The organism is Microbacterium sp. LBN7 (assembly GCF_045690345.1).
GTDB lineage: Bacteria > Actinomycetota > Actinomycetes > Actinomycetales > Microbacteriaceae > Microbacterium.
The window spans coordinates 358,378-369,894 of record NZ_CP147856.1 but is presented as its reverse complement, the minus strand read 5'-3'; the positions used below and the strand labels follow the sequence as shown (position 1 = coordinate 369,894).

Annotated in this window: 10 protein-coding genes; 9 read left to right on the top strand and 1 reads right to left on the bottom strand. The window is 71.1% G+C overall.

Features of this window, described 5'->3' with window-relative positions; all coding sequences use genetic code 11:
• Window positions 1-33 precede the first annotated feature (33 nt).
• The 4 genes from manA to LBN7_RS01810 all read left to right on the top strand — a co-directional run bounded on the left by manA (window position 34) and on the right by LBN7_RS01810 (window position 6,271).
• On the top strand, window positions 34-1,188 hold the full coding sequence (gene manA / locus LBN7_RS01825; protein ID WP_407360787.1) for a mannose-6-phosphate isomerase, class I: 1,155 nt from the start codon (window positions 34-36) through the stop codon (window positions 1,186-1,188).
• A 108-nt stretch (window positions 1,189-1,296) separates the two neighbouring features.
• A complete protein-coding gene (locus LBN7_RS01820) occupies window positions 1,297-1,614 on the top strand; it encodes a WhiB family transcriptional regulator (RefSeq protein ID WP_116635434.1) in 318 nt (105 codons plus the stop codon).
• Between the two features lie 74 nt (window positions 1,615-1,688).
• Window positions 1,689-4,892: a glycosyltransferase gene (locus tag LBN7_RS01815; RefSeq protein ID WP_407360786.1), complete on the top strand. Its 3,204-nt coding sequence runs from the start codon at window positions 1,689-1,691 to the stop codon at window positions 4,890-4,892.
• A complete protein-coding gene (locus LBN7_RS01810; RefSeq protein ID WP_407360785.1) occupies window positions 4,889-6,271 on the top strand; it encodes a DUF5719 family protein in 1,383 nt (460 codons plus the stop codon). Before LBN7_RS01815 ends, LBN7_RS01810 begins: the two co-directional genes overlap by 4 nt.
• A gap of 35 nt (window positions 6,272-6,306) precedes the next feature.
• Here LBN7_RS01810 and LBN7_RS01805 read toward each other — a convergent pair whose 3' ends face one another.
• A complete protein-coding gene (locus tag LBN7_RS01805) occupies window positions 6,307-6,735 on the bottom strand; it encodes a hypothetical protein (protein ID WP_341945758.1) in 429 nt (142 codons plus the stop codon).
• A 77-nt stretch (window positions 6,736-6,812) separates the two neighbouring features.
• Here LBN7_RS01805 and LBN7_RS01800 point away from each other — a divergent pair, with 77 nt between their 5' ends.
• The 5 genes from LBN7_RS01800 (at window position 6,813) to ahcY (ending at window position 11,493) form a co-directional block, all read left to right on the top strand.
• Entirely contained in the window at window positions 6,813-7,019 is a 207-nt protein-coding gene (locus tag LBN7_RS01800) for a DUF3499 family protein (protein ID WP_116635361.1), read from the top strand.
• A 101-nt stretch (window positions 7,020-7,120) separates the two neighbouring features.
• Window positions 7,121-8,047 carry an efflux RND transporter periplasmic adaptor subunit gene (locus LBN7_RS01795; protein WP_407360784.1) on the top strand — a complete coding sequence of 309 codons (927 nt, stop codon included), beginning with the start codon at window positions 7,121-7,123 and terminating at the stop codon, window positions 8,045-8,047.
• Complete coding sequence (locus LBN7_RS01790) at window positions 8,044-8,796, top strand: ABC transporter ATP-binding protein (protein ID WP_341945756.1); 753 nt, start codon at window positions 8,044-8,046, stop codon at window positions 8,794-8,796. Before LBN7_RS01795 ends, LBN7_RS01790 begins: the two co-directional genes overlap by 4 nt.
• Window positions 8,793-10,007: an ABC transporter permease gene (locus tag LBN7_RS01785; protein WP_341945755.1), complete on the top strand. Its 1,215-nt coding sequence runs from the start codon at window positions 8,793-8,795 to the stop codon at window positions 10,005-10,007. The genes LBN7_RS01790 and LBN7_RS01785 overlap by 4 nt, the downstream gene beginning before the upstream one ends.
• A 40-nt stretch (window positions 10,008-10,047) precedes the next feature.
• Window positions 10,048-11,493: an adenosylhomocysteinase gene (gene ahcY, locus LBN7_RS01780; RefSeq protein ID WP_407360783.1), complete on the top strand. Its 1,446-nt coding sequence runs from the start codon at window positions 10,048-10,050 to the stop codon at window positions 11,491-11,493.
• Window positions 11,494-11,517: the final 24 nt, after the last annotated feature.

Genomic DNA, 11,517 nt, shown 5'->3' with positions numbered 1-11,517 from the left:
TGAGCGCCGCCGCACGGCTCTACGCTGGGATCCATGCTGCTCAGCCTCACGAACGCGCCCCGCGACTACGCCTGGGGATCCGACTCCCTGCTCGCCGAGCTCGAGGGCCGCACGCCCTCGGGCGCGCCGGAGGCCGAGGTCTGGTTCGGCGACCATCCCGGCGACCCGGCGGATGTGGAGGGCGGCGGCACGCTCGATCAGATCACGGGGGGCTCGCTCCCGTACCTGCTGAAGCTGCTCGCGGCCGGTCGGCCGCTCTCGATCCAGGTGCATCCGACGATCGCGCAGGCGCGTGAGGGGTGGTCGCGGGAGGACGGTCTCGCGGCGGACGACCCGCGGCGCAACTATCGGGACGACAACCACAAGCCCGAGCTCATCGTGGCGCTCAGCGACACCTTCGAATCCCTCAGCGGGCTGCGTCCGGTGGAGGGCACCGCGTCGCTGCTCGACGCGCTCGGCGACAGCGCGGGCGTCGAGGCACTCCGCCAGCGGCTGCGCGGCGACGGCGACGTCCTCCGCGCGGTGATCGGGTGGCTGCTCGGCGGTGAGGCGCAGACCGAGGTCGACGACATCATCGAGGCCGTGCGCACCGCGGCCGCGGCGGACGCGGGGGAGTGGAACGGCACGCTCCGGGCGATCTCCGGTGTGGCGGAGCACTACCCGGGGGACCCCGGTGTCGTCGTGGCCCTGCTGATGAACCACGTGGTCCTGCGGCGCGGAGAAGGCGTCTTCCTGCGCGCCGGCCTGCTGCACGCGTACCTCTCGGGGCTCGGAGTCGAGATCATGGCTGCGAGCGACAATGTGCTCCGCGGCGGTCTCACCCCCAAGCGCATCGACGTGCCGGAGCTGCTGTCGATCCTCGACACCTCCGCCGGCGAGGTGCCGGTGCTGCGTCCCTCAGGGGACAGCGGCAGCACGGTCTATCCGGTGCCGATCGCCGACTTCGCCCTCGAGCGGGTCTCGCTGGGCGGTACGCCGCTCACCCGGGACGTCGCCGGCCCGACGATGGTGCTCGCGACCGCGGGCGACGTCACCGTCGCCTCCGCCGCAGGAGAGGCCCGACGCATCGCCGTCGGTGCGGTGGCGTTCGCCACGCCGGATGAGGGCGCGATCACGCTGTCCGGAGCCGGCGAGGTGTTCATCGCGTCGCCCGGGCGCGACACGCCGATGCGCGACCAAGAACTTTAAACAGCGGCTTGAGGGTTTACGATCCGCGACTTGACCGGAGCGAATGACACGGGTGTAATTAGTGTGAGCACGGCCCGCCGGGGGGCGGAGACAGGGTTGGAGATCGAGATGACGGGATACCGTTCCGACGTACCGGAGAACTGGTTCGTCGATCCGATCAACCTCGGAGTGCCGGGGGTTCGGAAGCCGAACGCCGAAGACGACAACGCCCTCGCCTGGCAGAGCGACGCTCTCTGCTCGCAGACCGATCCCGAGGCCTTCTTCCCGGAGAAGGGCGGATCCACGCGAGACGCCAAGCGCATCTGCACCACGTGCGATGTCCGAGGGGAATGCCTCGAGTACGCGCTCAACAACGACGAGCGCTTCGGAATCTGGGGCGGACTCTCCGAGCGCGAGCGCCGCAAGCTCAAGCGTCGCGCGAGCTGATCGCATCCGGCTTCGCGGGCGCGCCGCGTCCACTGCTCCAGAGGCGCGGATCGCGCGCTTAGGCTGACCACGTCATGCCAGCCCGAGTTCACGCCATCATCGTCGCGCGCCCCGGATCCTCTGCCCGCGCGCAGCTCCTCCGCACTCTCGACGCCGTCCGGTCCCAGACGACACCTCCTGCCGCGGTGACCCTCGTCATGTGCGGCGATGCGACGACCGCTCGCGAGAGCGAGACGGTCGCCGGCACGGTCGAGGGCATCATCGAGGCGCGCGCGACGACGTCGTTCGCCGAGGCCGTGGAACTCGCACGCCCCCGCGTCGCCGACGGAACCGCGATCTGGCTCCTCGGCCAGGACACCGCACCTCACCCGCGCGCCCTCGAGCGGCTCAGCGGGATGCTGGAGCGTTCGCCCTCCGCGGTGATCGTCGCTCCCAAGCTGGTCGCGACCGACAACGAGAGGGAGATCGTCTCGCTCGGCGTGACGATGACGACACTCGGACGCTCGGTCGAACTGGCCGCGGGGGAGCTCGACCAGGGACAGCACGACGGCATGGACGACGTGCTCGGGTCCGACATCCGCGGCATCCTCATCCGGGGCGAGGTCCGCGACGCGCTGCGCCCGGACCCTGCGCTCGCCGGGGCCGATGAAGGTCTCGATCTCGGGGTCCGCGCCCGCCTCGGGGGCGGCCGCGTCGTGCTCGCACCGAGTGCGCGCATCTCGGCGGCTCCGGACGGGCCTGCAGCTCTGCCCTCCGGTGGCTCGCGCCGAGCCTACGTCCGACGTCTCGCACAGCTGCATCGCCGCCTCGCCTACGCCCCAGCGCCGGTGGTGCCCCTGCACTGGCTGGCGCTCCTCCCGCTCGCGCTCTGGCGATCGATCACGCACCTCATCGGCAAGCGACCGGAAGCGGTGATCCCCGAGTGGGCCGCCGCGCTCACCGCGATGCTGCGCGTCAACGCCGTCGCACGCTCGCGTGCCCGCATCCGCTCCTTCCGCGCCTCCACCTGGGCGAGCATCGCTCCGCTGCGGGTCACGTCGTCGCAGCTGCGTCGCCGTCTCGACGACGGACACGGCAGCGAGGGCGGTGCTGTCAGCGAGCTGCGCTTCTTCTCCGGCGGCGGCGCGTGGGCCGTGCTGGCCGCGCTGGTGGTGAGCATCGCCTCCTTCACCACGGTGCTGGCATGGCCGACCGTCGGCGGCGGAGCACTGCTGCCCCTGCGGGACACGGTGTCCGCTCTGTGGAGCGATGCGGCCTGGGGGCTCCGCGGCGTCGGTCTCGATCTGGTCGGCCCCGCCGATCCGTTCGCCGGAGTCGTCGCCATCCTCGGCACGCTCTGGCCGGCCGGTCCCTCCTTCGCACTCGTGCTGCTCTGGATCCTCGCCCTTCCGCTCGCCGTTCTCGGGGGATGGTTCGCAGCCACGCGCGTCACCGACCGTGCGGGTCTCCGGATCTTCGCCGGCGTGGCCTGGGCGATGGCGCCGACCTTCCTGACGGCGCTCGTCGACGGACGGCCGAGCGCCGTGCTCGTGCATCTCCTGCTTCCCTGGCTCTTCCACGCGGCTGTCGTCGCGCACCGGTCTTGGGGAGCTGCGGGCGCCGCCTCGCTCCTGCTCGCCGCGGTCGTCGCGTGCGCACCGTCGCTGGCGCCCGCGTTGGCGCTGCTCTGGGTCGTCGCGATCGGCATCACCCTCGCGACGGCGCAGTTCCGCGGCGCCGGCCGGCAGCTCTGGCTCCCGCTTCCGACGGCGCTGCTGTTCGCGCCGCTCATCTTCTGGCAGGTCGCGCACGGCTCGCCGCTCGCACTGCTCGGCGATCCCGGATTCATCTGGGCCGGCCCGCAGGCGAGCGCCGACGCCGCCGGGCGCCTCGCACTCGCGACCGGGTTCCCGACGAGCGACTTCGCCGGGTGGACGGTCTTCGCTCCGGCCGTGATCGGCAGCTGGGCGCCACTGCTGTGCGCTCCGATCGCCCTGCTCGCTCTCGCCGCCGCGGTCGCCCCCCGCTGGCGCGCCGGCATCACGCTCCTCACCGTGACGCTGGCGGGACTCGCGACGGCGTTCCTCGCTGTCGGCATCACCGTGAGCTTCACGCAGGGCAATCCGGTCGCCATCTGGCCCGGTGCCGGTCTCAGCCTCGCGTGGATCGGTCTCGTGGGCGCGGCGCTGGTCACGCTGGACACTGCGCTCACCCTGCCACGACTCCGCCTGGTCGCCACCTCGATCGCGGCCGTCGCGCTCGTGGTGTGCGCGGTGCCGACCCTCACGGCGTTCCACCTCGACCGGTCGGCCCTGACGAACGGCCCGACCTCGACGCTGCCGGCCTATGTCGCGGCGCAGGCCGCCGGGGATCAGCAGATCGCCACCCTGGTCCTCACTCCTCAGGATGACGGCGGCCTGGCCGTCGATGTCGCCTGGGGAGCGAGTGAGACTCTCGGAGCCCAGTCGACCATGATGACCACCGCCGTCGAACCGCAGGGGACCGACATCACCACGCTCGCCGTCGACCTGCTCTCGGCTCGCGACTTCGATGCTCCGGGTGAACTGGCGAAGCAGGGCATCAGCTATGTGCTGCTCGCTCAGCTCCCCGGAGGACAGAGCGACAAGGCGCGTGCGCTGGGGACGACGGCCGTCACCTCGATCGATCAGCGTCCCGGATTCGTGCACGCCGGCACCACGGAGCGCGGCGTGCTGTGGCGGCTGGAGGCCGACGCGGCAGCACCTAAGGCGCTGACGCAGACCCAGCAGGGCACGGCGCGCCTGGTGATCACCCTGCAGCTCGTGTTCGTCTTCGCCGCCCTGCTGCTGTCCGTCCCGACGCGCGCATCGCGCCGCGCCGCTCGCTCGCAGTCCCGCATCGTCGGCCGGGTTCCCGAGGAGCCGCTCGTGCTCCCGCGGCACGCGGAGGATCGGGAGGACGACGACGCCGGGATCGCGGAGGCGACCGTGCCGACCGTCGCGACCGGCGAGACCGAGGATGCGATCTCCGACGATCCGCTCGTCGGTGTGGAATCACCCGACGAGGCGCCGGGGCCCGACGACGAGGCGATCTCCGACGAAGCATCCGCTCCCTCCGATGAGGAACCGTCGGCGGACGAGGTTCCTTCTGTCGATGATGTGCGCTCTGATGAGGAGGCTGCCTCTGATGAGGCGGCAGTCTCTGATGCCGCGGCCTCCGAGCAGCCGTCGCCGTCCGACGACGCAGTGCCGTCCGACGAGGCAGTGCCATCCGCCGATGCGGCGTCGCCCGCCGATGCCGCCGAGGAGGACAACCGATGAACGGCACCCGTGCTTTCCGAGTCGCCGCCACCAGCGCCCGCCTCATCACCGGGGTCGCGGTCGCGGTCGCGTGCACGGTCGGTGTCGTCGCGGCGATCCATGCGCCGTGGCCCGAGATCAGCCACGACCCCGCCCAGGTCCAGGTCACACCGCTGCCCGGCGACACCGTCCTCGTCTGCAACGGCGATCTGCGCGCGCTCGGGCGGGACTCGTCGGCCCCTCTGGACATGCGCTCCGCCGCGTCGCCGACCCTCACCGACGCCGGCACCTCGGGGCGTCCGTCGACCACGACGCTCGAGAGCCCTGACCTGCCGGATGCCGGCGAGGTCCGCGTGCTCACCGGCACGGTCGAGGGCCGCACCGCGCCGCTGATCGCGGCGGCGGAGTCGGTGACCATCGCGGAAGATGACCTCGCGGGGTTCGCCGCTCTGGCGTGCGGCGAACCCCGCCTGGAGTCCTGGCTCGTCGGCGGGAGTGTCGGCACCGGCACCGAGGACATCGTGACCCTGGCCAATGCCGGGAAGGTTCCGACCACGGTGACGCTGTCCGTCTACGGCACCACGCGCAGCGCGCGCACCGTGGTGGTGCCGGCCGGCACGCAGCTCGCTCTTCCCCTCTCGTCGATCGCGGCCGGGAACGACGCCCCGGTCGTCAAGGTCAACGCGGTGGGCGCGCCGGTGCGTGCCGTCCTGCAGTCCTCCCTCGTGCGGGTTCTCGATCCCGCCGGCATCGATCTGCAGGACGCAGTGGCGGGTGCGCAGCAGAACCTCGTGTTCTCCGGAGTGCAGTCGTTCCCCGTCGAGGGCGACGAGGCGGACATGACCGTCATGCGGCTGCTCTCTCCGGACGCGGACGGGCAGGCCCGCATCGTCGTGCGGGCCACCGGGTCACGCGACGTGGCGAACGAGTTCGCCGTCCCGCTGTCGTCCGCGACCCCGGCCGACGTCTCGCTGAGCGGACTGGCACCCGGTACGTACTCGGTCGAGGTGGAGGCCGACGTCGCCGTGGTGGCTGCCGTGCGTCAGCAGGACGGCGCCGGCCTGGGATCCGACTTCGCCTGGGTGACCCCGGCTCCTGAGATCGATGCCGACGTCCTCGTCGCCGTCCCCGAGGGACCGACGGCGCAGCTGCAGATCACGAACACCGCGGACGAGGATGCCACGGTGTCGCTCGAGCCTGCAGACGGGGGCGGCGCCGAGGAGATCGTCGTCCGGGCGGGAGAGTCGGTGAGTGCCGACGTGGAGCCGGGGACGACGTACCTGCTGCGGACGTCGGCCACGGTTCACGCCGCCGTCACGATGACGGAGCCGGGCGCACTCGCGGTGCTGCCCGTGCAGGCCGGCGCCGGGGCCGAGCAGACGATCACCGTCTACCCCTGACGTCGAGTGCCGGCGTTCCCTGTGCGGGGACGCGGTCAGTGGTCGTGGCCGAGATCCCAGGGCTCTCGCCCGACGTACTCGGCCGCCGCGCGGAACACCGCGCTCTCGATCGCCATCCGGCGATGCGCCGCGTCATCGTGACCGGGTGGCAGAAGACGTTCGATCGGCAGGCGGAACAGCACGATCCGACGGTTCTCACGGTCGAGGTACCAGCGCGGCACCTCGTCGGTGGCGTCGAAGGCCGGGATCGCACCGATCTCGAATCGCACCTCCTGGAGTTCCGGCCAGGTGCCGCGGAGGAACTCGACAGCGGTGCCCACGGTCAGGTCGAATCGGTCGAGTCGGCCGTCGAGGGGAGCAAGAGGAGGCCGGACGACCTCGCTGCGTCCGAGCCGCCCGTGGCGTCCGTGCCGTGCTCCGCGCCGAGGGGCTGCGGAGGTGCGAGCGGATCGGCGACGGGGCATGACGAAAGTCTAAGCGGTGCCGCTGCGCGCGGCGCGGCATCCGGCGGCCGGCACTGCGGCACCGTACTGTTGCGTTGATGGACGGACGACTCTGCTCGAAGGTCGGCTGCGCGCGAGAAGCGGTGGCCACGCTCACCTACGACTACCGCGATCAGATGGCGGCACTCGGACCGCTCGGCGCGGCGAACGATCCGCAGGCGCACGACCTGTGCTCTCCGCACGCGGACCGCATGTCGGTCCCGTCCGGCTGGATCGTCGTCCGGCACGAGGCCCTTCGCGCCTGACCGCATCCCGACGACACGCGGGAGAGATCGCGATGGCCGGAGAGGACGTCTGAGTACTCTGGCCGCGGGCCCGTCAGAGCGGCGCGTTCGGAAAGGCTGCCGTGATCGTCTGGCGTCGCTGGATCTTCCCCCTCCTCCTCGTGCTCGTGTTCGGAGCGTGCGCCGCGGCGCTCGTCAAGATCGCCTTCTTCCCCGACCGCGCCGAGAGCGTCGTCAGCCCGGAGGCGGGGATCACGGATCCCGTCGTGGCGGTGGAGCGTGGTTCTGTCGTCAACGCGCTGAGCCTGAGCGGGAACGTCGCGCGGGATGACAAGTACGGTGTGCGGAGCGAGCTGAACGGCACGGTCACGGCCGTCCATGTCGGGGAAGGAGCCACGGTCGCGGCGGGGCAGGCGCTCTTCACCGTGCGCCAGGAGGACCCCCGCGCGGACATCGACGTGCTCGCTCCGGAGGGCGGCGACGTGTCGGAGATCGCCCTGGTCAAGGGGCAGACGGTATCCGTCGGCACCGAGTCCTACACCCTCACCCCGGCGCGCTATCACCTGCTGGCCACCGTGGAGCCCGTCCAGCTGTACCGCCTGGTGAACGCGCCGACCGAGGGCACCGTGACGATCGCCGGCGGCCCGGCACCCTTCGTCTGCACGGGCGTGGGGGTGCAGGTCAGCGCTGAGGGCACGGCGAGCGTCCGCTGCGCCATCCCCGGCGATCAGACGGTCTTCGCCGGTCTTCCCGCGACCATGGATCTCGCCCTCGGCCAGGTCGAGGACGCGCTCGTGATCCCCGTCACGGCCGTGCAGGGCGGCGCCGGAACCGGGAACGTCTGGGTCGATGCCGGCGACGGCACCGAGCCGGAGGAACGCGCGGTGAAGCTCGGGGTCAACGACGGCGTCATGGTCGAGGTCGTCGAGGGGCTCGAGGAGGGCGACAGCATCCGGCAGTTCGTGCCGGGGTTCGTGGCTCCGGTCGAGGAGTTCTGCTACGAGGTCTCTCCCGGGGTCGAGCAGTGCGACAGCGGGATGAACTGGTGACGCTCGTCGCTCTGCAGGACGTCGAGAAGAGCGTGCTGCTGGCCGACGACTCGCGGCTCGAGATCCTCCGCGGCATCGATCTCGAGGTGAGCGCAGGAGACCACGTCTCGATCGTCGGCCGCTCCGGCTCGGGCAAGTCCACACTGCTCAACATCCTCGGCATGCTCGACGCGCCCACGTCGGGCACGGTCGCCTTCGAGGGCCGCGAGGTGCGCCGCATGCGTTCGGGACGGCTCGACCGGCTGCGGGGTGACAACGTCGGGTTCGTGTTCCAGCAGTTCAATCTGCTGCCGGGACGCACCGCGATCGACAACGTCATGATGCCTCTCGGCCACGCGAAGGGGCGGATGTTCTGGAACCGCCGGCAGATCGCCGCGGACATGCTGGAGCGCGTGGGGCTCGGGCATCGCGTCGACCAGGTCGCTGATCGGCTGTCGGGCGGTGAGCAGCAGCGCGTCGCGATCGCCCGCGCTCTGGTGCGCAGGCCCGTGCTGATCCTCGCCGACGAGCCCACCGGTGCGCTCGACATCGACACCGGAGCATCCGTCATGTCGCTCCTCGACGAGGTGGCCACTGAGACGGAGGCGGCGCTGGTCACGATCACGCACGACCTGCACGTCGCCGCGCGCGCACGGCGCCACTACCGACTGGATGCCGGAGCTCTCGCACCGGCCGACCTCAGTCGGGCCTTCGAGGCGTCCACACTCGCCGCAGCAGTGCCGGCCCCGCCGGACGGACCGCGCGCATGACCGGCTTCCTCGGCGCGCTCGCCGACGCCTGGGCCGAGATCCGCGTCCACAAGCTCCGCGTCCTCCTCAGCCTGATCGGCATCGCCGTCTCCGTCGGCGCCCTCACCGCGGTCGTCGCGATCTCCGAGTATCAGCGCCAGTACCAGGCCGAGCAGTCCGATCGCTGGGGCGGCAGGGCGGCGACCATCGTCGTCGGCGTGAGCGGAGACGAGGGCGCCCCGGTCGACATAGACGACTTCGACGAGCGCTTCGCACGAGTCGGCGAGCGATTCTCCTTCAGCCATACCGCGCGCATCGTGCAGGGGATGACCGTGGGAATCCGGCTCCCGGAGGGCATCACCGACGTCAACGCACGATTGATGGATCCGGTGTACTCGGAGATCCATCGCGAGAAGCTCCTGGAGGGGCGCTGGCTTCGCGACTCCGACATCGAGGCGCTGGCACCCGCGGCCGTCATCTCCGAGCCGCTGTGGGACCGCATCGGGCGCGTGCCGCTCGCCGAGCATCCGATCGTGACGCTCACCGGGGCGGGCGGCGGCACCTACCAGGTCGTCGGCGTGGTCCCGCGGCAGGGATTCGGCGACGAGGAGCTCCGCATCGATCTGCTGTACGACGCGTACCGCGAGCGCGTCGACGCGCTCCCCGAGGACGCCTGGTCGCAGTACGAGATCTGGGTCGGCCCGGAACAGGCGAACGAGATCGGTCCGGTGCTCGCGATGGACCTGCGTGCCGGGCTCCCCGAGGGACAGACGGTCTCGGTGAGCCGGTCGGACTGGGCTGCTCAGCCGGGGACGATGGATGCGCAGGCGACCTTCGAGATGGTGACGGGCGGAATCGCCGCCGTGATCCTCGCCCTCGGCGCACTGAGCCTCATCAACATCCAGCTCGTGGCGATGCGTCAGCGCGTGCGCGAGATCGGCGTCCGTCGTGCGTTCGGAGCGAGTTCGGGACGGGTGTTCTTCTCGGTGTTCCTGGAGAGCCTCGTGGCCACGACCGTCGCGGGAGCGATCGGGATCGCGATCGTCGTCGCCGTGCTCCGCTCGGACTGGCTGCTCACGACGATGTTCATCGGGATGCAGGATGTGCCGCCGTTCCCGATGCGGGCGGCGGTGATCGGCCTCGTCGCCTCGGTCATCGTCGGTGCGGTGTCCGGCTTCATCCCCGCCCTCGTCGCGCTGCGGGTGAAGGTGATCGACGCGATCCGCTTCTGACACATGGCGGTCCGCCGCGGGGGACTGGAACAATGGGGGCATGCCAGAGCTCGAGTACCGCGTCGCCGACCTGTCCCTCGCCGAAGCCGGCCGGCACCAGCTGCGACTCGCGGAGAACGAGATGCCTGGCCTCGTGGCGCTCCGGGAGGAGTTCGGCGCGGCGCAGCCCTTGACGGGCGCCCGCATCGCCGGGTCCCTGCACATGACCGTGCAGACCGCGGTGCTGATCGAGACGCTCGTCGCGCTCGGTGCGCAGGTGCGCTGGGCCAGCTGCAACATCTTCTCCACGCAGGACGAGGCCGCGGCCGCGGTGGTGGTCGGGCCCGACGGAACGGTCGACGCCCCCGCCGGCGTGCCCGTCTTCGCCTGGAAGGGTGAGAGCCTCGAGGAGTACTGGGCCTGCACCGAGCGCATCTTCGACTGGTCCGCCGAGGGCTTCGACGGTCCGAACCTGATCCTCGACGACGGCGGCGACGCCACACTGCTCGTGCACAAGGGCGCGGAATCCGAGAAGGCGGGCGCTGTTCCCGCGACGACAGCGGACGACTCGCACGAGTACACGATCATCCTCGACCTGCTGCGTCGTTCGCTCGCCTCGTCGCCGGACCGCTGGACCAAGGTCGCCGCTGGTCTCCTCGGCGTCACGGAGGAGACCACGACGGGCGTGCACCGCCTGTACGAGCTCGCAGCGGCCGGCGGACTGCTGTTCCCGGCCATCAACGTCAACGACTCGGTGACCAAGAGCAAGTTCGACAACAAGTACGGCATCCGCCACTCCCTCCCCGACGGACTGAACCGCGCCACGGACGTGCTCATCGGCGGCAAGGTCGCCTTCGTCTGCGGCTACGGCGACGTCGGCAAGGGAGCGGCCGAGGCGCTGCGCGGACAGGGCGCGCGCGTCATCGTCAGCGAGGTCGATCCGATCTGCGCGCTGCAGGCCGCGATGGACGGCTTCCAGGTGGCGCGGCTGCTCGATGTGGCCGGCGAGGTCGACATCGTCGTGACCGGCACGGGGAACCGCGACGTGGTCACCACCGAGCACCTGCAGGCGCTGAAGCACCTGGCGATCGTCGCGAACGTCGGCCACTTCGACAACGAGATCGACATGGCGGGGCTCGAGGCGCTGCCCGGCGCGGAGAAGATCGAGATCAAGCCGCAGGTGCACGAATGGCGGATGCCGAACGGTCGCAGCGTGCTCGTCCTCAGCGAGGGACGCCTGATGAACCTCGGCAACGCCACCGGCCACCCATCGTTCGTGATGAGCGCGTCGTTCACGAATCAGGTGCTGGCGCAGCTCGAGCTGTTCACGAACATCGAGGCGTATCCGACCGGCGTGTACACGCTGCCGAAGGCACTGGACGAGAAGGTCGCGCGCCTGCACCTCGACGCCCTGGGCGTGCAGCTGACCACCTTGACCGACGGACAGGCCGCATACATCGGGGTTCCCGTCGACGGGCCCTACAAGCTCGATCACTACCGCTACTGAGCGCGCGGCGCGGCGGGTGACGAG

Excerpts from the sequence above, each read along its gene's own strand:
- LBN7_RS01815 (WP_407360786.1), top strand. The coding sequence starts at position 1,689 with ATGCCAGCCCGAGTTCACGCCATCATCGTCGCGCGCCCCGGATCCTCT.
- LBN7_RS01785 (WP_341945755.1), top strand. The coding sequence starts at position 8,793 with ATGACCGGCTTCCTCGGCGCGCTCGCCGACGCCTGGGCCGAGATCCGC.
- LBN7_RS01805 (WP_341945758.1), bottom strand. The coding sequence starts at position 6,735 with ATGCCCCGTCGCCGATCCGCTCGCACCTCCGCAGCCCCTCGGCGCGGA.
- manA (WP_407360787.1), top strand. The coding sequence starts at position 34 with ATGCTGCTCAGCCTCACGAACGCGCCCCGCGACTACGCCTGGGGATCC.
- ahcY (WP_407360783.1), top strand. The coding sequence starts at position 10,048 with ATGCCAGAGCTCGAGTACCGCGTCGCCGACCTGTCCCTCGCCGAAGCC.
- LBN7_RS01800 (WP_116635361.1), top strand. The coding sequence starts at position 6,813 with ATGGACGGACGACTCTGCTCGAAGGTCGGCTGCGCGCGAGAAGCGGTG.
- LBN7_RS01810 (WP_407360785.1), top strand. The coding sequence starts at position 4,889 with ATGAACGGCACCCGTGCTTTCCGAGTCGCCGCCACCAGCGCCCGCCTC.
- LBN7_RS01820 (WP_116635434.1), top strand. The coding sequence starts at position 1,297 with ATGACGGGATACCGTTCCGACGTACCGGAGAACTGGTTCGTCGATCCG.